Origin of the sequence: Lentzea alba (assembly GCF_047445655.1) — a bacterium.
Taxonomy (GTDB): Bacteria; Actinomycetota; Actinomycetes; order Mycobacteriales; family Pseudonocardiaceae; genus Lentzea; species Lentzea alba_A.
The window spans coordinates 126346-149045 of the sequence record NZ_JAJAEG010000007.1 but is presented as its reverse complement, the minus strand read 5'-3'; the positions used below and the strand labels follow the sequence as shown (position 1 = coordinate 149045).

Genomic DNA, 22700 nt, shown 5'->3' with positions numbered 1-22700 from the left:
GCCATCCATGAAACGCCTGGGAATCGCCGTGCTCGCCGCCGCGGCCGCGATGGCGGTCGTCACGCCCGCACAGGCCGCACCCACCGCGACGCTGGAGCTGTGGGCCAACTGGCAGGCCGCGAACTTCCTCGTCAACGGCAAGACCGTGGTGGTCAACGACGGCTACAACTCCACGCCCGTGCAGGTGCCGCAGGGCAGCGTGAAGCTGGTCGCACCGGCCAAGGTCGACATCGGGGCCAGCCGCTGCGGCAACTTCGACTCGTGGGCGGACGGCTCGCGGACACGCAGCCGCACGGTCGAGGTCGGCGCCGGTGGGGCGAGCTTCATCGCCTACTACGGCAGCGGTCCCTGCTAGTCGCAGTCGAAGTCAAGTTCGTCGTCGAGTGCGCGGCCGTCCGGGCCGCGCACCTCGATCAACGGGTGATCCTTCACGTACTGGCACAGCTCTTTCGGCGTGAGCGGCCACGGCAGGCACCGCTCGAGGTGCTTGTCGAAGTACTTGTAGTCGCAGCGCAGGAAGTCGAAGAAGTCACGCGGCTTCGAGGACGAGGCGGACGTCGGTGCGGGCTTCTGCCGCGGCAGGGGCTTGGCGGCCACGGGCGGTGGAGGCGGTGGCGGAACGGTGGTCAACGCCACAGGGCCGACGGCGGAGACGGTGGTGGTGGCGGTCGCGGTGATGGTCTCTGGCGGATGAGGTGGCGGTGCCACCAGACGGATGTCCACGGGTCTGTCCGGAGGGGCCGCGAACAACGCCGCGACCAGCGCAGCGCCCATCACCGCCACCGCGGCTGCGAAGTAGCCGCGGCGTCTGACACCAGTCATCGCACTTGCTCCCCAGGTTCCGCCTGCCCGGTAGCCGCCGTCCCCGTGGAATCGTTGCGCCCGCTAACGGTGTTACTAGCCCGTCTTGTCGGGCCCCGCGGACGTGAGCGAGATGCGCAGAATGACGCGTTGCTCCCGTTCCATGGCGGCCCGGTAGTCGTTCCAGTCGGGGTGCTCGCCGGAGATCGTGCGGTAGTACTTGACCAGCAGGTCCATCGCCTCGGGCAACGGCACGACCGTCGCGGTGCCGTTGATCTGGATCCACCGCCCGAAGAAGCTGTCCGGCAGCACGCAGAGCGACACCTGCGGGTCGCGTTGGACCTGCTTCGTCTTGTACGCCGTCGCTCGCGTGGAAACGAGCACATCGCCGTTGTCGTCCAACGCGACGAGCACCGGCGACATCGCCGGCGTGCCGTCCGTCTTCACCGCGCAGAACACCGCTCGGTGCTGGCTGCGGAGCACTTCCCGTGCCTGGTCCAGGTCCATGGCCATCATCTTCGCGAGACGGGACGATGTCCGCATGCTCGAACCGAACGATCCGAACTCCGTGAGCTGGCAGATGTACGCCGACCCGACGATGTGGATCGCGGGCATCTCCAGCCTCTACCTGCAGTCCCTGCACCCCAAGGCGGTCGCGGGCGTCGTGCAGAACTCCAACTTCAAGACCGACCCGTTCGGCAGGCTGCGGCGCACCGCGGACTTCGTCGGGCTCGGCGTCTACGGCACCGACGAGGCGATCTCAGCTGCTGCGGCACGCGTCCGCGCCACACATCGCGAGCTTCGAGGCGTCGTGGACGGCAGGACGTTCCGCGTCGACGAACCCGAGCTGCTGCTCTGGGTGCATTGCTCGGAGGTCTACAGCTTCGAGACGGTGCTGAGCCGCGCCGGTTATGGGTTAACAGACCGGCAGAAGGACCGGTACTACGCAGAGCAACGCTTCGCGGCGACGTTGGTCGGCCTGCACGCCGACGAGGTGCCGGGCTCTCGGCGCGAGATGGAGGAGTACTTCGAGGCGGTTCGGCCATCGCTGCGGAGAACCCCGGACTCCGAGTTGATCTACGAGTTCCTCCACGGACCGGCGACTCAGGGTGTTCTGCGCCACGGCATGCCCGTCTACAAAGTACTGGTGGGGCACGTCGCCTATTCCGTGCTGCCCGATTGGGCAATAGATCTGCACGGTCACGCCCCGTACCGGAACGCGACCCTTTGGCTGCGGTTGCTGCGCCGAACAGCCCTGCTCGTGCCGCCTGGACTGCGCCGGATGGTCCCACCCGGCCACATCCGCCGGGCGATCGCGCGTGAGGGTCGTCATGTGACACCGAGTAAGGCCCGACTGCCGTAGTTGTCACACATCACAGTTGATCATCGCCGCAGATCCGTAGCATTGCGCACGAATCTCGTACAACCCTCCGGAAGGCCTGTCGTGATCCGTCGTGCTGCGCTCATCACTGCTGTAGCGGTGCTCGCCACCGCCTGTGGGAGCGGTGACACGAGCACAGTCATCGGACGTGCCGACTCCGGAAAGCTGACCATCGGCATCCGCTACGACCAGCCGGGCCTGAGCCAGAAGCGTCTCGACGGTCGCTACGTCGGTTTCGACGTGGACGTCGCGAAGTACGTGGCGAGCGAGCTGGGCGTCGAGGAAAAGGGCATCACCTTCAAGGAAGCCCGCGGCGCCGCCCGCGAGTCGATGCTGGAGAACGGCGAGGCAGACCTGATCATCGCCTCCTACTCCATCACCGACGCCCGCAAGGAGAAGGTGGCCTTCGCCGGCCCCTACTTCGAGACCGGGCAGGGCATGCTGGTCCGCTTCACCGAGCAGGCCATCCAGGGTCCGGAGACCCTGAACGGCCGCAAGCTGTGCTCGGTCAAGGGATCCACCTCCGCGCAGAAGGTGAAGAGCGACTACGCCCAGGGCGTGCAGCTGATCGAGTACGGCCAGTACTCGGACTGCGTGATCGCGCTGATGGCCGGCAACGTCGACGCGGTGACGACCGACGAGGTCATCCTCGCCGGGTTCGCCGCCGAGAACCCCGAGCTGCTGAAGCTGGTCGGCAAGCCGTTCTCCAAGGAGCGCTACGGCATCGGCGTGCCGAAGGGTGACGCGAAGTCGCGTGACGCCGTCAACGAGGCCATCGAGAAGATGATTTCGAGCGGTGAGTGGAAGCGGGCCCTCGAACGCAACGTCGGTCCGTCGGGTTACGAGATCCCGCAGCCACCCCAGATCACCGAGAAGAGCTAGGGCGTCACGGCCGACTTCGACGTCCAGGCCGCCCAGTCGAGCGCCCAGTCGTAGTAGTCGAACTGCTTCTCCTCGCTGAGGTGCACCGAGGAGTTCAGGACCTCGACCGGGTCACCGATCATCGTCAGGTTGAAGAACGTCTTCGCGTCGGCGGGCGAGAGGTTCGCGCACCCGTGCGAGACGTTCTGCTTGCCCTGTGCCCACATCGAGTCCGCGTACTCGTGCACGAATTCGCCGTTGTTGGAGATCAGCACGGCCCACGTGACCGGGACGTCGCAGTAGTTGTACGCCTTGTTGCACATGGTGCGCTTGGCTTCCTTCTGCATCACCACGTGCGTGCCCGACCGGGTGACCCGCCCGCGGTCGGTCTCCAGCCCGTAGGACGCCGGGAAGTCGTGCAGCAGCACGCCATCGCGCCAGATCTCGAACCGGTGCGTCTGGGTGTTGGCCTTGGCCACCAGCGCACGATCCGCGATCTTGAACTGCACGTGCAGGTCGTCCGCACCGTAGGCGCCGCCCCCGAACGGCACCCCGTACACGTTGACGTCAACGGAAACCTCGGTGTTCGGCTTCCAGTAGTCGCGCGGACGCCAGTGCGCCTCGGTGTCGGACAGCCACGCCCAAGAGCCTTCGGTGGGCACGGAAGTCGTGACGGTCATGGCTTTCTGCACGGAGGCCTTGTCCTGCACCGGCGCGCTGAACGTCATCTTGATCGGCATCGCGATGCCGTAGGTCTGGTGGTCACCGACGTTCGACTCGACGCTGATGAGCCGCTGCGGCTTGAGCGTGCGGAACGAACCGGTGACCGGCACCTCCGCGCCGTCAGCACCCTTCGCCGAACCGGACCACGTGTAGACCTTGTCGTAGCCCAGATCCTCGGTGGCGACCCACTTGTCGGCGGTCAGCTCCCCCTTGACCACCCGCCCGCCCTCACCGGTGAGCGCGACGGCGGTCAGAGAACCCCCGGTCACCCCGACCTGGAACGGCCCAGCCGGGCTGATCCCCTCGCCCGACGCCGGCGTCACGGTCAGCGCGGCCTTCGCCTTCTCCTCCACAACCGGGGCAGTCGGCGACGACGGTGCGTCCGGCGCGGCGCTGCAAGCGGTCAACCCCAGTAGTACAGCCAAAATCAGTGGCCTGAACACGTGCTCTCCCCAAGATCCCCTCAGCATGTGCTCAGAAGACGCATGGGGTGCGATCACGTTGCTTGCGAGAACGCGATCACCCACCCGGACCAGCGGGTTTCCTCCTATTGAGGCAGCCAACTGGCCAGTAATGACCTGTAGTGCTATGACGCATCACACGTTAGGCTGACCCGCGCAGGCCGTGGTTTCTGTGTTCGTGCTTCACACGCTCGCGGAACGACACGCGGGCGTGCTGTGCGCTCTCACCGAGCGAGCTGAACGCCCCCGGGACGGCCGGGGTTGCACGGTGCAGCCCCAAGCTTTCCTGCGATGGAGGCAGGTACATGGCACAGGGCACTGTCAAGTGGTTCAACTCCGAGAAGGGCTTCGGCTTCATCGCCCAGGACAACGGCGGCGCAGACGTCTTCGTCCACTACTCGGAGATCCAGGGTCAGGGTTTCCGCACCCTGGAGGAGAACCAGCGCGTGGAGTTCGAGGTCGGACAGGGCACCAAGGGCCCGCAGGCGCAGAACGTCCGCGCCGTCTGATTCGCCGCAAATCAAGTCGCACGTGAGAAGGACCCTCGGCCGGGCTCGGCCGAGGGTCCTTTTTCGTCCTGGGTACTGCTACTGGCCGCGCTGACGCGCTTCCCACTCCAGTCGCTGCATGACCCACTCCGTGGCGAGCGCCTGCGGGGAGGTCTGGCGCTCCGCGGCGAGCTCCTTGAGCTGTTCGTTGGCCATCAGCTGCAGCCGCAGCTGGTAGACCTGCGCGTTGCCGAAGCCCGAGGCGGTGGTCTCGTTGTCCGAGTCCGGGGCGAGCGCTGCGAGGTAAGAGGTCAGCTCCTCGTCGGGCAGCGTCTCCTGCGGTTCGTCTGCAGGGCGATGGCGGCCGGACTTGGAGCGTCCAAGCGATCCGATAGGCACCGGCACACGATAACGGTTCGGCTACGGAAGCCAAACCCCTGTGACCTGAGTCACCCCAACGTGTAGGTCGCTGCGGCGGCGGTCTACTGCCAGTGGACATGGAGAGGCCCCCGCGCCAGGGGGAGGAACGCGGGGGCCGGAGGGGATCTCCACAGGCGCTGACCGGGGGTGTGTCAGCAAACGGATTGTTGCACGCGCACAAGGCTTATGGGGAGAGTTCCCAGGGAGATTCTTAAGTTGCCGATGTACGGAAACCCCGTAGTCGCAAGCTATTGGTAACAACGAACACGCTGCTGAAGGCCATCGCGGCCCCCGCGATCATGGGGTTGAGCAGTCCCAGCGCCGCGAGTGGAAGTCCAGCGACGTTGTAGGCGAACGCCCAGAAAAGATTCCCCTTGATCGTGCCCAATGTCTTGCGCGACAACCGAATCGCGTCCGCCACCACGCGCAGGTCGCCGCGCACGAGCGTCAGGTCGCTCGCCTCGATGGCGACGTCGGTACCGGTTCCCATGGCCAGCCCCAGATCCGCGGCCGCGAGCGCCGGCGCGTCGTTCACGCCGTCGCCGACCATCGCCACAACTCGGCCCTGTGCCTGGAGATTCCGCACCGCGTCGACTTTCTCACCAGGCAGGACGTCGGCGATGACGTCGTCGATGCCGACCTCCGCGGCGACCTCGGCAGCCACCGCGGCGTTGTCACCGGTCAGCAACACAGGGTGCAGGCCGAGCGAACGCAACGAGCGAATCGCTTGTGCCGACGTGGGTTTCACCACGTCCGACACGACGACAAGTCCGACAACCTTGTCATCAAAGGAAACCGCGACAACTGTGCGAGTCGCGTGTGCAACCAGGGCCTCAGTCAATTCCTGCGGCAGCGAAACGTTGCGTACCCGGCCGACGACAACGCGTCGACCGTCGACGACACCGCTGACGCCGATCCCGTCCGTGGAAACGAAGTCCGACACCGGCAAAAGATCGGGGACCTCGCGCACGATCGCCGCGGCGATGGGATGTTCGGACGCGTTTTCGACAGCGGCCGCATGAGCAAGCACCTCGTCGCGTGACACGCCGTCTGCAGGGATCACGTCGACCAGCGACAGCCGGCCGGTGGTGACCGTGCCGGTCTTGTCCAGCACGACGGTGTCCACGCGCCGCGTCGACTCCAGCACCTCGGGGCCCTTCACGAGGATCCCGAGCTGGGCGCCGCGTCCGGTGCCCACGAGCAACGCCGTCGGCGTCGCCAGCCCGAGCGCGCACGGGCACGCGATCACGAGCACCGCCACCGCGGTCGTCACGGCGAACTCCAGCGGCCGGCCGGCGAGCAGCCATGCGCCGAAGGCCGCCAGCGCGATCACCACGACGACCGGGACGAAAACTGCGGACACGCGGTCCGCGAGCCGTTGGACCTCCGCCTTGCCCGCCTGAGCCTGTTCGACGAGCCGGGCCATCCGGGCCAGCTGGGTGTCCGCGCCGACCGAGGTGGCCTCGACGATCAAACGACCGCCCGCGTTGACCGTGCCGCCGACGACCGAATCGCCCGCGCCGACCTCGACCGGTACCGATTCTCCGGTGACCATCGAACGGTCCACAGCCGAGCTGCCCTCGACCACTAGGCCGTCCGTGGCGATCCGCTCACCCGGACGGACCACGAACCGTTCGCCGACCCGGAGCTGGCCGATCGGCACGAGGACTTCCGTGCCGTCACGCAGCACCGCCACGTCCTTGGCGCCGAGCGCGAGCAGCGATCGCAGGGCGGCACCCGCGCTGCGCTTCGAACGGGCCTCCAGCCAGCGTCCGAGCAGCAGGAACACGGTCACGCCGACCGCGACCTCCAGGTAGATGTCACCGGAGGTGGTGGGTCGCGGCAGCAGGCTGAACTCGTGCGTCATGCCGATCGTCCCGGCCGTGCCGAACACCAGCGCGTAGAGCGACCACAGGTACGAGACCGTGACGCCCATCGACACCAGGGTGTCCATCGTGCTGGCGCCGTGCCGTGCGTTGACCGCGGCGGCACGGTGGAACGGCCAGCCGCAGACCCACACGACGACGCTGGCGAGCGCCAGCGAGACCCACTGCCAGGTGGGGAACTGCCAGGCCGGGACCATCGAGAACGCGATCACCGGCACGCCGAGGAATGCTGCGAGGCCGAACCTCAGCCCCAGGTCACCCGAGTCCTCGGGGGTCTCGGGTGTGGGCTCCTCCGCGTCGTAGCCCGCCGCGCGCACGGTCGACACGAGGTCGTCGACCCCGACGCCGTCCGGGAACTGAACGCTGGCCTTCTCGGTCGCGTAGTTCACGGTGGCGGAGACGCCGTCGAGCTTGTTCAGCTTGCGTTCGATGCGCCGCGCACAGGAGGCGCACGTCATGCCGCTGATGCTCAGCTCGACGTGGCGAGGTTCGGTCGTGGTCATCAGGCGACCTGGTACCCGGCCTCGGTGACGGCGGCGACGACGTCTGCGCGGTCGAGCTCGTGGTCGCTGGTCACGGTGACCGCACCGGTCTCCAGGACGACGTCGACACCCGTGACGCCGGCGACCTCGCCCAGTTCCTCCTTGACGGAGCTGACGCAGTGGCCGCAGGTCATGCCGGTGACGGTGTAGGTGGTGCTGACGGACATCGGGGTCCCTTTCTCTCCGCGGGACACCGATCATACCCCCCAGGGGTAACGGGTCTACTGAGGACCGTCGGGTTTCGGCTGGTCCAGGTTCTGGATGTCCTGCTCGATCTTGTCGACCAGCTCGTCGAGGCCCTCGAGCATCTTGTCGAGCTCCGCCATCCTGGCGCCGAACGCGCCCTCGATGTCGGCGTCGATGCTCGCCAGGTTGATGCCGCTGATCGCCTTCAGGATCTCCTCCGGGTCGACCGCGTCGGGGATGTTCCCCAGGCCAGGCTGCTGTTCTCCGGCGGGGGCGGGCGGTATCTGTGGGGCGTTTCGGCCCTCTGCATCGGGGGAAGGCTCCGGCGTGGGATCAGTCATCGGTCCATCTTCCCTTGGCGAGATCCCCACTGGGCAGGCACCACACCTGTACGGAAAGTAACGCTGGGTGGCGGTGGAATCACTCTGCGGGGGGCTGCGGCCGTTGTCCCAGGTCGCTTAGCCTCGCGCCAACCTCAAGTCGGGGAGGGCACTCATGAGCGGGTCACTGGAAGTACGGAAGTTCCTGTTCACGCAAGACGACGGCATGTCGCGACCGGGCGGGCCGAACGTGCCGGCCCAGCGCAGTGGAGAACCCTCGCGGATCTCCGATGATCAGGTTCACCGAGCAAGGCTGGCCGTCGCGCGGAGTGCCCTGGGCACCGAGGACTGCAGGATGCTGCTCGACATGCTGGGCCTGTCACCGGGCGAGGACGGCGGTGCTCCTCCGGTCCAGCGGTGAAGTGATGCGAACGCGGAGGCGGCCCTGACCGAGACGCGCACCCCCCGGAAGCGCGTCTCAGAACAGGGTCGCATCCCGAAACATACCCACCGGTCTCTTTAGCGGCAACGGCTAACCTTTACCCATGCCCCAGCAGGATCGGGCGTATGCGACACGCGAGGCGATCCTCCACGCCGCGGCGGAGGAGTTCGACCGGCTCGGCTACGAGCGGACGTCGCTGACCGCCGTGCTCGCTCGCGCCGGGCTCACCAAGGGCGCGTTCTACTTCCACTTCCCCTCCAAGGAAGCGGTCGCGAGCGCGTTGATCGAGCGCCAGAGCGAGCTGTGGGCTCAGATGCGGGAGTCGTGGCAGGCGCGCGACGTCGACCCGTTGAGCGCTCTGTGCGGCATGTTCGCCGAGTCGGCGGACAGGATGGCCGCCGACGTCGTGCTGCGCGCCGGCGTCCGGCTCAACGCCGATCGCGAGGTCGGCTATCCGGGTGTGCCGTCCACACATGTCATGTGGGAGAAGCTGATCGCCGGGTACGTGGCGGAGGCCGGTGAGCGCGGCGACCTGCGTGCCGGTGTCGATCCCGATGCCGTGGCGCGGACGTTGTGCGGTGCCGCGCTCGGTGCCCGGTTGATCTCCTCGGCGACGACGGCGTGCGCCGACTTCCCGTCCCGGATCCGCGAGGTGCTCGGGCACGTGCTGCCCTGCGTCGCATCATCCGAGTGGAAGTTGTCTGGATCACAAAACACGTGCGACGGGGCCGATGTGCCGTGAGCAGGCATTTGTTGATCTGGGCGATCTCTGCGGGGAGTTGGTTCGCCCAGGTCAGGGCATAAGTGGGACCCCCGTTTTGGAGGTGCGCGGACCTATGCCATATGCTTACGATGCTTCCAGAGACCAGCTAGTCCCCATCATCTAGCGGCCTAGGATCCCGCCCTTTCAAGGCGGTCGCGCGGGTTCGAATCCCGTTGGGGGCACGCAGTAAAGTAAGGTACGGTAAGACAGCAAGAGCAAGGCCCAGTGGCGCAGTTGGTTAGCGCGTCGCCCTGTCACGGCGAAGGTCGCGGGTTCGAGTCCCGTCTGGGTCGCTTTACTTTTCTCATGGCCAGGTAGCTCAGTTGGTACGAGCGACCGCCTGAAAAGCGGTAGGTCGGCGGTTCGACCCCGCCCCTGGCCATCCTTCTTCGAAGAAGCCCCGCAGTCCGCTGCGGGGCTTCTTTCGTTATGCGGTCAGTCGTGCGATGGCTTGGTCGTCGTGGGTTTTGTAGCGAGGCCAACGCTTGTGCTCCGAATCACCGCGTTCCGCTTCGCGGATTCGGTCGAGCACTTCGCCCAGTGGCAATTCTGCGAGGTCCTCCCAGGAGAAGAGTCCGTACTCGGACACTCCACATGAGACACCGTCGGTGAGAGCGATCACTTTCCGGATCTCTTCACGCGGCCAGCTCGCCGTCCGTGCCTGAAGTCCCGCAACGGGTTCGGCCTCGGCGACCCACCAACCGCCCGGCTTGTTCTTCCACGCCAGGATGTCCGGCTGCGAGCGCAGGTCTTCGAGCCGGGTGTCCTCGAGCACGTGGGTCGTCTGTCCGAACGCGACGATCGGGGTGTCGCACAGGACGAGCGCGTCGATCCGGTGCTCGTTCCAGCGCACGATCGACGCGGTGGCCGACGGGGAGTCTCCCGGCACGAGATCGTGTTCTCGCACGAGGTTCGTGATGGCTGCGGCGAGCAGGTCGGTGAGCGGATCTTCGTCGTTGATCAGCCGGGCGAGCTCGTCGGCGAGCTGGGTGGCGTACCAACCGCCGTTGCGGTCCGGTGGCCTGGTTCGCGAGGTGACGCCGTCGAGCACCACGACGGCGTTCGGCAGCACTCGGATCCGATCCTCGGTGACTCGGCCCGGAGCCCCCTGCTCAGCGGTCTCGATCTTCACGGTCCCACCGTACGTGTCAACTTCGGTTGACAGTCCTCGGTTGTCAACGTACGTTGACAACATGACTGAAGCGACGGATCTCGCCACGGCGGCTGGGGACCGCGACCCGAAGGTGGGGTTGCGGGCCGTCACCGCCCTGAGGCGACTTTTGGAACATCTGGAGGCCGCCCAGGTCCGCAGTGCGCGGGCGCAGGGCTGGTCGTGGCAGGACATCGCGGCGGAGCTCGGGGTGTCCCGCCAAGCGGTGCACAAGAAGCACGGGGGTCGATGATGATCGCGGAACGGTTCACCAAGGAAGCCCGTGAGGCGGTCAAGGCCGCGGTGCGGGACGCGGAACGGGTGCACGCCGCCGAAGTCGGCGTGGAGTTCTTGTTGCTGGCGATGCTCGACGCGCCGGTGCTGGCCGGGTTCGACCTGCCGCGTGACGAGCTGGAGACGGCGTTCCGGGACTACCGGCGCAAGGGCGGGCTGACCAAGGCGGACGCGGAAGCGTTGCGGGGCTTGGGGATCGACGTCGACGCGGTGATCGACTCGGTCGAGCAGTCGCTCGGGTCCGGTGTGCTGCGGCCTGGTCCGCGCCGGCGGTGGTTCGGGATGCCGCTGGAGCCCGCGTTCAAGAAGGCGCTGGAGAACTCGCTGAGGGAGGCCCGCGACCTCGGCCACAACTACCTCGGCACCGAGCACATCGTGCTGGCGTTGTTGCAGGGCAAGGGAATCGTGGCCGAGGTGCTGACCGAGCGCGGCGTCACCTACGAGGAGATCAGGAAGCGGGCTGCGAGCGCTCGCGCCAGGTGAGGGCGGGCAGGAACAGCTGCGACAGCGGTCCGATGCCGAGCGCGTAGAGGATCGTGCCGATGCCGACCGTGCCGCCCAGCAGCCAGCCGGTGCCGAGCACGAGCAGCTCGATGACGGTGCGGGTGACGCGCAGGGAGAGCCCCGTGCGGCGGCAGAATCCGGTGACCATGCCGTCGCGCGGGCCCGGCCCGAGTCGTGAGCCGACGTACGCGGCGAACGCCACCGCGTTCAGCACGATGCCCAGGGTGAGCAGCACGATCCTGGGCAGAAGTCCTTGTGGCGCCGGGATGATCGCGAGCGTCACGTCCACTGAGACGGCGATGAGCACGACGTTGGCGATGGTGCCGACACCGGGCTTCTGCTTCAACGGGATCCACGCGAGCAGCACCAGCACGCCGGTGATGGCGGTGATCAGGCCGAAGCTCAGGCCGGTGCGTCTGGCCAGGCCCTCGTGGAGCACGTCCCACGGGTTCAGGCCGAGGGTCGCGCGGATCTGCATCGCCATGCTCGCGCCGTACAGCCACAGACCGGCGAAGAGTTGGGGGAGGCGACGGGTGGGCGAGATCCGGACGGGGACCTGGTGGAGTGCGGTCATGGTGGCCATGTGGCCATACTGAGCGCCGATTGGACTGGTAATCCATAGCCAATTCGGGATAATTGGCCTCATGCTCCCACCAGGTGGACGTATATCCGGTGCCCGGCTCGCGCGGCTGCTCGGGTCGTGGCAGCGGCGTGGTGCCCGGCAGGGCTCCGCGGATCTGGCCGCGGCCCTGAAACTGCTGGTCGCGGACGGTCAGCTGCCCGCCGGGACCCGGTTGCCGTCCGAGCGCGAGCTCACCGACTCGTTGCCCGTGAGCCGCACCACCATCACCGCCGCGCTCGACCAGTTGCGGGCCGAGGGGGTCGTGGAGTCACGGCGCGGGGCGGGTTCGTGGATCAACGGACCGGTCGGTGCGGGTGGTGGCATCACGGGTTCGGACGACACGTTGATCGACCTGTCTCGCGCCGCGCCGCGGGCGTTGCCGTCGGTGCGGATGGCGATGGACGTCGCGATGGGTCAGATGCCGGAACACCTGGCGTCGCACGGGTACGACGAGCGAGGGCTCCTCGTGCTGCGGCAGCGCATCGCGGATCGGTACTCGTCCCGGGGGCTGCCGACCTCACCTGACCAGATCGTGGTGACGTCCGGGGCGCAGCACGCGTGGGCGTTGGTGCTGCGGCTCTTCGTCGGGCCGGGTGACCGCGTCCTGGTGGAGCAACCGTGCTACCCCAACACGTTGGAGGGGGTGCGGGCCTCGTTCGGCATCCCGGTACCGGTGCCGATGCTGAACGGCGGCTGGGACGTGGACGGTTTTGACGCCGCCTTGCGTCAGGCCGGCCCCCGTTTGGCCTATCTGATCCCGGACTTCCAGAACCCGACTGGGTTGCTGATGACGTCCGAGCAGAGGGAAGCGCTTTCCGCCGTGCTGCGCAAGGCTCGTACGCCGGTGGTCGTCGACGAGACCTTGGCGGAGCTGGCGCTGGACGGTGCTCCTGTGCCGTTGCCGATGGCGGCCTTCGGCGGAGATTCGGTGGTGACGCTGGGATCCGCGAGCAAGTCGCACTGGGGCGGACTGCGGATCGGATGGATCAGGGCGTCCGCGGAGATCGTGCACCGGTTGCTGTCGACGCGGGCGGCGATCGACCTGGGCACGCCGGTGTTCGAGCAGCTGGTGCTGGCCGCGTTGCTGGAGTCGCCGGAAACCGTTCTACGGCAACGACGTGAGGAAGCGCGGGAACAGCGGGATGTCGCCGTCGCGGCGTTGCGCGAGCATTGTCCACAGTGGAGCTTCGTGGTTCCGGGCGGCGGGCTCGGGCTGTGGTGCACGCTCGACGCCCCGGTGAGCACGCGGATCGCTGTGGTGGCGCAGAATCACGGACTTCGTTTGGTTCCGGGCCCGCGGTTCGCCGTGCACGGCGGGTGTGAGCAGATGCTCCGAGTGCCGTACACGCAGACGTCCGAAGTGCTGCGCGAAGCCATCGGCCGTTTGGGTGTGATAGCTGCATCTGTTGCAGGAACAGGGTTTCCGGCGGATGCCGAGCTTTCTCTGCCGGTCGCGTGAGACACGTCGGCCCGGTCTCCCACAGCGGTGAAGACCGGGCCGACGAACTTGCCACCGGGTGGCCTGCGGCGGGGAACGTCCCAGGGATTGACGTCCCCCGTCCGCAGGTTTCCCGTGCGGTCCGAGACTGCGGGGGCAGCGCGGCACTCGGACCAGACCCGACCTGCCAGGGCGCGGTTGGCAGGTCAGGAAGACTGGGTTCCTTGCGTACAACGGGAAATACGGGGATGAGTTATGCGCGTGACGGAACGAGACGGTCACAAATCGCGCAGAGGGCAGAGATGTCCCGTCTGACTCAGTCGGGTGACGTGCTCGGCAGACCGGGAAGGCTGCCTGGCGCAGCGCCGTCGCGCCGCTCCTCGACCGACCACGTGGTGGGCGGGAAGAGCGAGTTGTGCGACGTCAGAACGGCGAGCACGCCGCGCGTGCCGCCGGAGTTGTCCGTGTGACCCGACGACGCGGAGGCCGTCGCGACGACCGGCGCGTGCTGCGGCGTGGGCAGCGGCGCGTCCTGGCCGGGCATGGTCCAGTTGAGGTCGCTCGTTGCCGCCGACTCGGTCGTGTCGACGTTCAGGACGGGCATCGTGAGCAGTGGCGTGATCTTTTTGGCCGGAACGACGGCCGGCGCGGGCGGTGGCGGAGGAGCCGGTGCCTCGGCGGCGGCCTTGGCGGCCAGCCTGGCGGCGCGGGCCTCGGCCTTCGCCTTGACGACCTCGGGTGGCGCCTGGTTGGACACCGAGCCCGAGCGGGTGTTGCTGTGCGAGCCGCCGGTGAAGTCCAGGACCGGGCCCTCGTCCTGCTGGGCCTCTTCTTCCTCGGGCTCCGGCGTTTTGACGACCGGCGGCGGCGTGAGCTTGGCCGGCTGATGGCGATCGAGCAGCGACGCCGTGAGCTCCTTGGCCCAGGCCGCGGGGTCGTCGCGCAGCACCGGCTCGGCTTCGAGCAGCTGGGGGATCTCGACCGCGATCTCGATCGACGGCGGTTCCTCGGGGGCGGCGGAGGCCTGCTGGCCGCTCAGCAACCAGGCGGCGGCGGTCAACCCGCCGAGGGCAGCGGCCCGTAGCAGCAGTGCACCAGCTCCACCACTCGCCACAGGATCACCACCGTCCACCATTCAGGTCACCGCCAACGCACAGCGCCGTCGGAGGTCGACGTTGAGCTATGTCTAGCACTGGTGAGTGACTTTGCGAACCAACTCCGCACAAAACACTCGGAAGGGCGTTCTCGTGCGGCTGTCCGGGTTGCCCTGATCAGGCATGAACACCGTCTGTGTCGTCATCGGATCGAGTGACATTGCGCCTCGCTCCCCTGTGGACCGTGTCGCGGCGGGGGATGGTGTCCGATGTGGACGCGCCAAAGCAGGTCAACAGCCTCTCTGAGCTGGTCGATCACGCCGCTGTGGCCCTGGGGCCGGTGCACGTGCACGATCCAGAAGGTCCAAACGAGTGCTTGGTCCGTTCGGGCGAACTGATCGTCCTGCCGGCGGACGCACCCACTGTGCGCAAACGCTTGCGAGGCGTCTACTCGCACGAGGAGATCGCCGCGGGCGTCATTCGCATGTACACGAAGGCCCCCGATCGCTCCCGCGTCGTCGAGATCGCTGCCTCCGTCGGCGCCACCCCGAACCACGTCCACCTCGCCTGCCCGATCATGATCGGCACCTCGCGCCCCGTCGTGGGCGGACGCCTCCCGGAACTCCTGGGCGAAGGCACAGTCGCGTTGTTGGACACCCCTCTCGACGCCCCGCACGGCGCGTTGGTCGCCGGTGTCCTGCGCCACCACGGCGCCTCGGTGCGCCCGTTCCCGGTCCTGTCGGCCTCCGGCTTCGGCGACGACCTGACCCTCGCGGCAGCCCTGCGCGCCACCCGCTCGCTGCCCGTGGTCCTGGTCGCCTCGGGCACCTATTCGTTCAACGACGAATGCCCGCCGGTCCTGACTTCTTGCGGCCGCAACGTAGTCGCGGCCGCGGGTAATGGCGGCTCCTCCCGTCCGTGGTGGCCGGCCGCCCTGCCCTCGGTGATCGCGGTGGGTGCGTCGGCGCCGTTTTCGGGACACGGCCCGTGGGTCGACGTGGTCACCTCGGGCGTCGACGTGCCGTCCACGCTGGGCTCCAGCCAGTCGCTGTGCACCGGAACCTCCTTCGCCGCAGCACTACACGCCGCCACCCTGGTCCCGGTGCCGTAACAGCTGAAGCCGAGGTGCGCGACTTTCCTGGCTGCTTCGGCGGGGTGGTCGATGAGCCGGTGGACCTCCGCCATGGCGTCGCTGACCTGGGCGTCCGGTACCGGGAGCACGCTGGCGATCACCGCTCGCGTGCCGGCGTCGAGGAACGCCAGGGCAAGGCCTGACTCGCACGCCGACAGGACCACGATCTCGGGCGGGTGCTCGATTCTCGCGATGTCGTAGCCGTAGAGCGGCCCGTCCTCCAGCTCCAGATAGGAGAACAGCGGGTTCGGATGGACGTGTCCATGCGCCGCGATGTGCGCGATCCCAGCGCCTTCGAGCGCTCGCAGGGTCTCCTCCACAGTGGACTTGACGGTTCCGCCGTGGTTCGACTGGAGGGCGGTGACCTCCTCGTGGTGCAACCGGGGACCCGCTACCCAGACCCGATGGCCGCCGCGGCCTGCGGGACGCCAGTGCCGCAGCGAAGGGACGACGTGAATCCGACGGCCGTGTGCTGCCCACGGCATCGCGTGGAGCACACCATCTGGGATCACAACGACCTCGTCTGCCTCCGGCAGGAGGTCTGTTGTGACCGCGCGTCCGGCGCGTAGGGCGAGCTTCGCCGTGCGGACGAGCTCAGCCGGTTCGGGTATCACTCGCATGTGGGCACGGCCGTTTGTCAGCGTCACCGCGGTCATCTGTCCTTCGTGAACGATGAAACTGACCAGTGGCAGCTCTGGCGAACCGGCGGTGCTCTGCTTCGCACGATGCGCGTTGGCGAGTGTCAGCCTGCGGACATCCCGCTCCAGGGCTTCCAGCGGGAGCCCGAACGCTCGCGCCCTTCTCAGCCTCGTGAGTGCCCGCGCGAGCTCGGGTTCGTTGGACGGCAACGGCATCGACACACGGTGCTGCTCTGACCAATGCAACACCTCCCGCGCGGTACGGGCGAGCCCGAGCGCGTGGCCGGTCAGTTCGCGGCGTGGCCAGTCACCGTGGTGCTCGTCGAGCAGCTTCAACCCCGCCCGGCAGGCCGCGAGCGCGCCGCGCCGGTCCGACCGCCTGGCCTGCGCGAGCCACCCGAGCGCCCGAGTCTGCACCGGCCCGCGAAACCGATGTGCCGCAACAGCGTCCAGCTTCCCAGCGGCGAGCATGAACTCGACGTCTGAGCCTCCGAGCCGAATCGCTGGTCCTGGATCTCCGTCACGCAACGCACATCGGGCGCTGAGAACGGCCAGCTCCGGCACGTGCCGGTTGCATCGACGCAAGAGTTCGAGCGCGGGTGTCAGCAGCCGCCTTGCTTCGGCGTTCAGTCCGGCCGCGAGCAGCGCTTCAGCTCGGTCGACCAACGCTTCCGGCCGGCTGGTCGAGTCGAGCCCGGCCTTCGCTGCATCCTCGTACCGGCGGAGTGCGAGCGGCAGGTCGCCGGCGAGCATCGCGACGAATCCCCTGTTGTGCAAGCACATCGCTGCACGGCCGGGTTCGCCGATGGCCTGTAGCAACGTCTGCGCGGCGGTGAAGTCGGCTTCAGCCTCGGCCAGTTTTGTGGCGTTGCACCGGGCGATGCCCCGTCCGATCAACGCGTTGGCGAGCCACCGCTCGTCGCCGTACCTCCGCAACTCCCGGATGACAGCCGTCAGCTCGGCGATCGCCAGCCGGGGTTCGGCTGAGTGGCAGAGGTGGAGTCCGCGCAGACAACGAGCGCGAGTCAGTTCGCGGCCGCGCAGATGTGGGGTCGCCAGGTCGAGGTGCCGCAGGCTTTGTTTGCGACGGCCTCGATCCAGGTCGATCCACGCGAGCGTCAGGTGGAACCGAGGCTCGCCGGTCAGCCGCAGCCCGCGCTGGGCGAACCGGGCGGCGACATCAAGGTGGCCCAGTTCGACGTGGGCGATGCTGAGGTCGTGCAGGGCGTCGGCACGTTCGGCCCGAGTACCGCGGACCTCGGTCGTGGCGAGGGTGGCCTGTGGATCGGCGCTGGCGCTCATGCGACGAACCACCCCGTCGTCAGCCCCAGCTCGGGGACGGTCACGCACAACGGGCCGGGCTTCACGTCCGTGCGGAACCAACCCTCGGCATCGGGGTGGAGTGTCTGGGCGGAACCGGGTGATCGGACTTCGACCAGGACGCTCCCGTCGTCGAGCACTCCAGTCAGACGCAGATCGGTCGAATGCGCCTTGCTGGCCGAGGCCGAGTCGAGCGGCGCCTGATCGGCCACGGCCCGGTCGAGCGGCACATGACTGGCCGGGGTCGGGTCGAGCTGCAGGTACATCCGCCCCGCGCCCACGTGGAACACCAGCTGCCGGGACGGCCCGCGCACAGGTTCATCCACAGCCTCCATCGGCGCGAGCCCGGTCGGGCACGGCGTCAGGACAGGCGGTGGCGCGTCCGCGGCGAACAGGGCGGCGATCTCGTCGAGCAGTGAGTCCCTCATCGCCACGCCTCCAGCTTCCGCCGCAGCTCAGCGAGGCACCGCGACCGAGTGGAGCCAACGCTCCCCACCTTCATCCCCAGGGCGTCGGCAACCTGTGCATAACTCAGCTCAGGGCTGTGGGCAGCGATCCTCAACATCCGCTGACACCGCTCGTTCAAGGTCGACAACGCCGACCACAGCCGACGCTGCCGATCGTTGGTCAGAGCGACCTCGTCAGGCGCCGGCAACGACGACTCCGGCTCCCACCGGTCGATCGACACCTCACGCCCACGTGCCCGCACCACCGCGATGCTCTGCCGAGTAGCGGTACGGACCAGCCACGTGCCCAGATACTCGGGTTGGCGGATGCGTGTCAGGTGTTCAGCAAGGCAGAGCCACGTGCACTGATACACGTCAGCCGCGTCGGCGTGGCTCAGGCGGAACGATCTGGGCACCGACCAGACCAGGCGGGAATAGCGTTCGACGAGCGCGTCCCAGCCGGAGAGACCGGAACGCCATCCCAAGAGAACCTCAGTGTTCGAGTCCATGCCATTTGGAGTCGAACTCGCGCGTCAAGGCTCCACGCCTCACCCGAAAGTGGGTTGTCCACAGTTGTGGAGGAACTCATCCACACCTGTGGACAACTACAGCTTGTGGAGGCGCTCCACCGCTTCGTCGATCACCGCGTCCTGCTTGCAGAACGCGAACCGGATCAGGTGCTGCCAGTCCGCCGGGCGGTCGGTGAACACCTGGACCGGCACGGCTGCGACGCCGATTCGGGCCGGCAGGTCGCGGCACAGGGCCAGGCCGTCCGTGTAGCCGAGCGGCCGGACGTCGGCGCAGATGAAGTACGTGCCCTCGGAGGAACGCACCTCGAAACCGGCCGCGCGCAGACCTTCGGCGAGCCGGGCGCGCTTGGAGGCCAGCGAGTCGCGCAATCCCGAAACCCAGTCCAGCTCGGCGGTCAAAGCATGCGCGACGGCGGGTTGGAACGGCGCCCCGCCCACGAAGGTCATGAACTGCTTGGCCGCGCGCACGGCCGAAACCAGCTCAGCAGGCCCGCAGACCCAGCCGATCTTCCAGCCGGTGCAGTTGAACGTCTTGCCGGCGCCGGAGATCGACAACGTGCGAGGGGCCATCCCGGGCAGCGAGGCCAGCGGGATGTGGGTCAGGCCGTCGAACACCAGGTGCTCGTAGACCTCGTCGGTGATCGCCAGCAGATCGTGCTCGACGCACAGGGCCGCGATCGCCTGCAGCTCCTCCAACCGGAACACGGTCCCGGTCGGGTTGTGCGGCGAGTTGACCAGGATGGCCCGCGTCCGAGGCGTCACCGCGGCCCGCAGAGCGTCGACATCCAGAGCGAGCCGGCCCGAGGCGTCCTCACGCAGGCCAACGGTCACCCGCGTGGCTCCGGCGAGAGCAACCGAGGCGGCGTACGAGTCGTAGTACGGCTCGATCAGGATCACCTCGTCGCCGGCCTCGACCAGAGCCAGCAACGAAGCGGCGATGGCCTCGGTCGCGCCGACCGTCACCAGGATCTCGCTGTCCGGGTCGTACGAAAGCCCGTAGCGCGAGCGGTGCGCGGCCACCGCGTTGCGCAGCACCGGCATGCCCGGTCCGGGCGGGTACTGGTTGACCCCCGACGCGATCGCGGACTGGGCGGCCGCGAGCATCGACGCCGGGCCATCGGTGTCGGGGAAACCCTGACCGAGGTTGACGGCGTCGTGCTGCACGGCCAGCGCCGTCATCTCCGCGAAGATGGTCGACGTGAACGGCTGCAACCGGGGAACTAGCGCTGGTACCCGCACAACGCAGGATCTTCACGGACAATGGCGTTGTGGAGCAACTGACCGTCGCTGACCAGCAGAAGCGCAAAGACCTGCGCAAGATGAAGCTCGTCGCGACGAGCTTCCTCGTCGGCGCGACGGTCATCTTCTTCGCCACCCACGCGTTCGAGGGCGCCTGGGTCGGCTACGTGAGAGCAGCCGCGGAAGCCGGCATGGTGGGCGCGCTCGCCGACTGGTTCGCGGTCACGGCGCTGTTCAAGCGGCCACTGGGCTTACCGATCCCGCACACCGCGATCATCCCCACCCGCAAGAACATGTTCGGCAAGACGCTCGGCGACTTCGTGGGCGTCAACTTCCTGAGCCCCGAGGTGGTCCAGGACAAGCTGAAACGAGCGGGCATCGCGGAACGCGCGGGTGCGTGGATCAAGGAGCCGGAGAACGCCGAGCGCATCACCAACGAGATGGCGAACGTCATCAAGGGTGCGATCACGGTGCTCAAGGACGAAGAGGTCCAGGCCGTCCTGGAGCACGCGATCGTCAAGCGGGTGACCGAGAAGCCCTGGGGTCCGCCGCTGGGCAAGCTGCTCAACCAGGTGCTGACCGACGGCGCGCACCACAAGCTCGTCGACCTCATGTGCGACCGCGCGTACGAGTGGGTGCGGGACAACTACGACAAGGTCAGCCTGATCGTCACCGACCGCGCGCCCACGTGGTCGCCGAAGTTCGTCGACGCGCTGCTCGGCGACAAGGTCTACACCGAGCTGGTCAACTTCGCGTGGGCGGTCAAGACCGACGTCACTCACCCGATGCGGCTCGCGATCGACCAGTTCATGATCGAGTTCTCGGAGGACATGCAGACCGACCCGGCCACCATGCAGAAGGCCGAGCAGGTCAAGCAGCAGGTGATCAACCACCCGGACGTCCAGAAGTTGATCAGCAGTGCGTGGGGGACGGCGAAGAAGATGCTGATCGACGCCGCCGAGGACCCGTCCAGCGAACTCCGCAAACGCGTCACCCAGGGCCTGATCACGCTCGGCACGAACCTGACGAGCGACGCGGACCTGCGCGCCAAGGTCGACGGCTGGCTGGAGCAGGCCGCCGGTTACGTCGTGCAGAACTACCGCGCGGAGATCACCACGCTGATCACGGACACGGTCGAGCGCTGGGACGCCGAGGAGACCTCGCGCAAGATCGAGCTGCAGGTCGGCAGGGACCTGCAGTTCATCCGGATCAACGGCACGGTGGTCGGCGCGCTCGCCGGCCTCGTGATCTACACGGTGGCCAACGCGCTGTTCTGAGCTCTCGTTCGCTTCCGGAACGTGCGGGCCTTCTCCCGGTTGCCGCAGACCTGCATCGAGCACCACGTGCGCGAGCGGTTGCGGGAACGGTCGAAGAACGCGCTCAGGCAGTCGTCGGCCGGGCAGATTTTGAGGCGTTCCCACGAGCCCAGCACCGCGAGGCGTGCGGACGCCGCGAGCACGGCACCAAGGGCATCAGAACTGGACAACACCGGGACGCCGTCGGTCAGCTCGATGTGGACGACGCCCGCCGCGGTCTGAGGCCCTGACGACCCCTCGATCGACGACCGCAACGCTGCCCGCGCCGCGCGCGCCTGTGCGATTTCTCCGCTCCGCCCGAGGCCGCGCTCGGTCACCCACGTGCGCCAGGAGGCTTCACTGTCCAGTACGTGTCGGGTGTTCAGGAAGTCGAGCAGCAGCTCGACGTCGTGATCCCAGCCGACAGTCAGACCAGTCACCCCTCCACTGTAGGCGCCGCGGCGGTCACCCGTCAGGCCATCTGGCGAATACACCCGGTGTATACATGGTGTGTATAGTCCTCCTCATGTCGATCGGACACGCACTGTTGGGGCTGCTAGAGGGCGGTCCACGGCACGGGTACGACCTGAAGCGGGCTTATGACGAACGCTTCGGGCAGGACCGTCCGCTGCACTACGGGCAGGTGTACTCGACCCTGTCGCGGCTGCTGAAGAACGGCTTCGTGACCGAGGCGGGCGTGGAGGCGGGCGAGGGGCCCGAGCGCAAGCGCTACGCGATCACGGACGCCGGGGTCACTGATGTAGAACGCTGGCTCAGCACTCCGGAGAAGCCGGAGCCGTACCTGCAGAACACCCTGTACGCGAAGGTGGTGCTGGCCCTCCTGTCCGGCCGCAGCGCCACGGAGGTGCTCGACGCCCAACGTGCGGCGCACCTCAACACGATGCGCGAGCTGACCAAGCGCAAGACCGACGGCGACCTCGCCGACCAGCTCATCTGCGACTTCGCCCTGTTCCACCTCGAAGCCGACCTGCGGTGGCTCGAACTGACCGCCGCCCGGCTCGACCAGCTGGCCGTGGAGGTCAAGCGATGACCCTGCTGAAGGCAGAAGGGCTCTACAAGAGCTTCGGCAAGACCCACGCGCTCGAAGGCGCCGGCCTCGCCGTCCGCGAGGGCGAGATCGTGGCGGTCATGGGGCCGTCCGGTTCCGGCAAGTCCACCCTGCTGCACTGCATCGCGGGCATCCTGCCGCCGGACAAGGGCAGGGTCAGCTACCAGGACAAGGACCTGACCCGCATGTCCGACAGCGACCGCAGCGAGCTGCGGCGCACCGAGTTCGGGTTCGTCTTCCAGTTCGGCCAGCTCGTGCCGGAGCTGACCTGCCTGGAGAACGTCGCCCTGCCGTTGCGGCTGAGCGGCATGAAGCGCAAGGACGCCGAACGCGCCGCCAAGGACTGGATGGCCCGCCTGGAGGTCGACACTGTCGCCGACCAGCGGCCCGGCGAGACCTCGGGTGGCCAGGGCCAACGCGTCGCGGTCGCCCGCGCGCTGGTCACCGGACCGAAGGTGATCTTCGCCGACGAACCGACCGGCGCACTCGACTCGCTCAACGGCGAGCGCGTGATGCATCTGCTGACCACGGCCGCACGGGAGACCGGCGCCGCGGTCGTGCTGGTCACGCACGAGGCCCGCGTCGCCGCCTACTCCGACCGCGAGGTCGTGGTGCGCGACGGCCGTTCCCGTGACGTGGAGTTCGCCAGGTGAAG

Annotated in this window: 27 protein-coding genes and 3 tRNA genes; 15 read left to right on the top strand and 15 right to left on the bottom strand. The window is 67.8% G+C overall.

Features of this window, described 5'->3' with window-relative positions:
- The first annotated feature begins 7 nt into the window (after window positions 1-7).
- Window positions 8-355 (top strand): hypothetical protein, encoded by a 348-nt coding sequence (locus LFM09_RS13485; RefSeq protein WP_414096740.1) that lies wholly within the window; start codon window positions 8-10, stop codon window positions 353-355.
- Here LFM09_RS13485 and LFM09_RS13480 read toward each other — a convergent pair.
- Window positions 352-822: a hypothetical protein gene (locus LFM09_RS13480; protein ID WP_414096739.1), complete on the bottom strand. Its 471-nt coding sequence runs from the start codon at window positions 820-822 to the stop codon at window positions 352-354. The two genes, LFM09_RS13485 and LFM09_RS13480, sit on opposite strands and share 4 nt — an antisense overlap.
- A gap of 75 nt (window positions 823-897) precedes the next feature.
- Window positions 898-1344 carry a PPOX class F420-dependent oxidoreductase gene (locus LFM09_RS13475; protein ID WP_414096738.1) on the bottom strand — a complete coding sequence of 149 codons (447 nt, stop codon included), beginning with the start codon at window positions 1342-1344 and terminating at the stop codon, window positions 898-900.
- On the opposite strand from LFM09_RS13475, the gene LFM09_RS13470 reads away from it, so the two are divergent.
- Entirely contained in the window at window positions 1343-2164 is an 822-nt protein-coding gene (locus tag LFM09_RS13470) for an oxygenase MpaB family protein (RefSeq protein ID WP_414096737.1), read from the top strand. The genes LFM09_RS13475 and LFM09_RS13470 overlap by 2 nt on opposite strands.
- An 84-nt stretch (window positions 2165-2248) precedes the next feature.
- Window positions 2249-3064 (top strand): glutamate ABC transporter substrate-binding protein, encoded by an 816-nt coding sequence (locus LFM09_RS13465; protein ID WP_414096934.1) that lies wholly within the window; start codon window positions 2249-2251, stop codon window positions 3062-3064.
- On the opposite strand, the gene LFM09_RS13460 is transcribed toward LFM09_RS13465, so the two are convergent.
- Window positions 3061-4173, bottom strand: coding sequence for a L,D-transpeptidase (locus LFM09_RS13460; protein ID WP_414096736.1), 1113 nt, complete (start codon window positions 4171-4173; stop codon window positions 3061-3063). The genes LFM09_RS13465 and LFM09_RS13460 overlap by 4 nt on opposite strands.
- Window positions 4174-4532: 359 nt before the next feature.
- On the opposite strand from LFM09_RS13460, the gene LFM09_RS13455 reads away from it, so the two are divergent.
- Entirely contained in the window at window positions 4533-4736 is a 204-nt protein-coding gene (locus LFM09_RS13455) for a cold-shock protein (protein WP_030477903.1), read from the top strand.
- 78 nt (window positions 4737-4814) lie between these two features.
- Here the strand turns inward: LFM09_RS13455 and LFM09_RS13450 are convergent, their stop codons facing one another.
- The 4 genes from LFM09_RS13450 to LFM09_RS13435 form a co-directional block, all read right to left on the bottom strand.
- Window positions 4815-5114: a hypothetical protein gene (locus LFM09_RS13450; RefSeq protein ID WP_189253511.1), complete on the bottom strand. Its 300-nt coding sequence runs from the start codon at window positions 5112-5114 to the stop codon at window positions 4815-4817.
- A 232-nt stretch (window positions 5115-5346) separates the two neighbouring features.
- On the bottom strand, window positions 5347-7524 hold the full coding sequence (locus LFM09_RS13445) for a heavy metal translocating P-type ATPase (protein WP_414096735.1): 2178 nt from the start codon (window positions 7522-7524) through the stop codon (window positions 5347-5349).
- On the bottom strand, window positions 7524-7730 hold the full coding sequence (locus LFM09_RS13440) for a heavy-metal-associated domain-containing protein (protein ID WP_414096734.1): 207 nt from the start codon (window positions 7728-7730) through the stop codon (window positions 7524-7526). Before LFM09_RS13440 ends, LFM09_RS13445 begins: the two co-directional genes overlap by 1 nt.
- A 54-nt stretch (window positions 7731-7784) precedes the next feature.
- Window positions 7785-8090: a hypothetical protein gene (locus tag LFM09_RS13435; protein ID WP_414096733.1), complete on the bottom strand. Its 306-nt coding sequence runs from the start codon at window positions 8088-8090 to the stop codon at window positions 7785-7787.
- Window positions 8091-8244: 154 nt separating this feature from the next.
- Here LFM09_RS13435 and LFM09_RS13430 point away from each other — a divergent pair, with 154 nt between their 5' ends.
- The 5 genes from LFM09_RS13430 (at window position 8245) to LFM09_RS13410 (ending at window position 9656) form a co-directional block, all read left to right on the top strand.
- A complete protein-coding gene (locus tag LFM09_RS13430) occupies window positions 8245-8490 on the top strand; it encodes a hypothetical protein (RefSeq protein WP_414096732.1) in 246 nt (81 codons plus the stop codon).
- Between the two features lie 124 nt (window positions 8491-8614).
- Window positions 8615-9253, top strand: coding sequence for a ScbR family autoregulator-binding transcription factor (locus LFM09_RS13425; RefSeq protein WP_414096731.1), 639 nt, complete (start codon window positions 8615-8617; stop codon window positions 9251-9253).
- Window positions 9254-9383: 130 nt separating this feature from the next.
- Window positions 9384-9456: transfer RNA gene (locus LFM09_RS13420), tRNA-Glu, on the top strand.
- Between the two features lie 37 nt (window positions 9457-9493).
- Window positions 9494-9567: transfer RNA gene (locus LFM09_RS13415), tRNA-Asp, on the top strand.
- 15 nt (window positions 9568-9582) lie between these two features.
- Window positions 9583-9656 (top strand) — tRNA-Phe (locus tag LFM09_RS13410).
- 45 nt (window positions 9657-9701) lie between these two features.
- Here the strand turns inward: LFM09_RS13410 and LFM09_RS13405 are convergent.
- On the bottom strand, window positions 9702-10406 hold the full coding sequence (locus tag LFM09_RS13405) for a protein phosphatase 2C domain-containing protein (RefSeq protein ID WP_414096730.1): 705 nt from the start codon (window positions 10404-10406) through the stop codon (window positions 9702-9704).
- A gap of 61 nt (window positions 10407-10467) precedes the next feature.
- Between LFM09_RS13405 and LFM09_RS13400 the strand changes: the two genes are divergently transcribed.
- Window positions 10468-10677, top strand: coding sequence for a helix-turn-helix domain-containing protein (locus LFM09_RS13400; protein ID WP_086665473.1), 210 nt, complete (start codon window positions 10468-10470; stop codon window positions 10675-10677).
- Entirely contained in the window at window positions 10674-11201 is a 528-nt protein-coding gene (locus LFM09_RS13395; protein ID WP_414096729.1) for a Clp protease N-terminal domain-containing protein, read from the top strand. Before LFM09_RS13400 ends, LFM09_RS13395 begins: the two co-directional genes overlap by 4 nt.
- On the opposite strand, the gene LFM09_RS13390 is transcribed toward LFM09_RS13395, so the two are convergent.
- The gene (locus LFM09_RS13390; RefSeq protein WP_414096728.1) at window positions 11167-11805 is read right to left on the bottom strand and encodes a YczE/YyaS/YitT family protein; all 639 of its coding nucleotides are present in this window, start codon (window positions 11803-11805) and stop codon (window positions 11167-11169) included. The genes LFM09_RS13395 and LFM09_RS13390 overlap by 35 nt on opposite strands.
- Window positions 11806-11866: 61 nt before the next feature.
- On the opposite strand from LFM09_RS13390, the gene LFM09_RS13385 reads away from it, so the two are divergent.
- Entirely contained in the window at window positions 11867-13303 is a 1437-nt protein-coding gene (locus LFM09_RS13385; RefSeq protein WP_414096727.1) for a PLP-dependent aminotransferase family protein, read from the top strand.
- A gap of 295 nt (window positions 13304-13598) precedes the next feature.
- On the opposite strand, the gene LFM09_RS13380 is transcribed toward LFM09_RS13385, so the two are convergent.
- The 5 genes from LFM09_RS13380 to LFM09_RS13360 all read right to left on the bottom strand — a co-directional run bounded on the left by LFM09_RS13380 (window position 13599) and on the right by LFM09_RS13360 (window position 19681).
- On the bottom strand, window positions 13599-14396 hold the full coding sequence (locus tag LFM09_RS13380; RefSeq protein WP_414096726.1) for a hypothetical protein: 798 nt from the start codon (window positions 14394-14396) through the stop codon (window positions 13599-13601).
- Between the two features lie 808 nt (window positions 14397-15204).
- Window positions 15205-17448 (bottom strand): CHAT domain-containing protein, encoded by a 2244-nt coding sequence (locus LFM09_RS13375; RefSeq protein WP_414096725.1) that lies wholly within the window; start codon window positions 17446-17448, stop codon window positions 15205-15207.
- The gene (locus tag LFM09_RS13370) at window positions 17445-17894 is read right to left on the bottom strand and encodes a hypothetical protein (RefSeq protein WP_414096724.1); all 450 of its coding nucleotides are present in this window, start codon (window positions 17892-17894) and stop codon (window positions 17445-17447) included. The genes LFM09_RS13375 and LFM09_RS13370 overlap by 4 nt, the downstream gene beginning before the upstream one ends.
- Complete coding sequence (locus LFM09_RS13365) at window positions 17891-18421, bottom strand: RNA polymerase sigma factor (protein WP_414096723.1); 531 nt, start codon at window positions 18419-18421, stop codon at window positions 17891-17893. The genes LFM09_RS13370 and LFM09_RS13365 overlap by 4 nt, the downstream gene beginning before the upstream one ends.
- 96 nt (window positions 18422-18517) lie before the next feature.
- A complete protein-coding gene (locus tag LFM09_RS13360) occupies window positions 18518-19681 on the bottom strand; it encodes a pyridoxal phosphate-dependent aminotransferase (RefSeq protein ID WP_414096722.1) in 1164 nt (387 codons plus the stop codon).
- 80 nt (window positions 19682-19761) lie between these two features.
- On the opposite strand from LFM09_RS13360, the gene LFM09_RS13355 reads away from it, so the two are divergent.
- Entirely contained in the window at window positions 19762-20958 is a 1197-nt protein-coding gene (locus tag LFM09_RS13355) for a DUF445 domain-containing protein (protein WP_414096933.1), read from the top strand.
- On the opposite strand, the gene LFM09_RS13350 is transcribed toward LFM09_RS13355, so the two are convergent.
- Window positions 20931-21416, bottom strand: coding sequence for a CGNR zinc finger domain-containing protein (locus tag LFM09_RS13350; RefSeq protein WP_414096721.1), 486 nt, complete (start codon window positions 21414-21416; stop codon window positions 20931-20933). The genes LFM09_RS13355 and LFM09_RS13350 overlap by 28 nt on opposite strands.
- A gap of 86 nt (window positions 21417-21502) precedes the next feature.
- On the opposite strand from LFM09_RS13350, the gene LFM09_RS13345 reads away from it, so the two are divergent.
- Together LFM09_RS13345 and LFM09_RS13340 are read left to right on the top strand one after the other, a co-directional pair.
- Window positions 21503-22027 carry a PadR family transcriptional regulator gene (locus tag LFM09_RS13345; protein WP_414096720.1) on the top strand — a complete coding sequence of 175 codons (525 nt, stop codon included), beginning with the start codon at window positions 21503-21505 and terminating at the stop codon, window positions 22025-22027.
- The gene (locus LFM09_RS13340; protein ID WP_414096719.1) at window positions 22024-22698 is read left to right on the top strand and encodes an ABC transporter ATP-binding protein; all 675 of its coding nucleotides are present in this window, start codon (window positions 22024-22026) and stop codon (window positions 22696-22698) included. Before LFM09_RS13345 ends, LFM09_RS13340 begins: the two co-directional genes overlap by 4 nt.
- Window positions 22699-22700 lie beyond the last annotated feature (2 nt).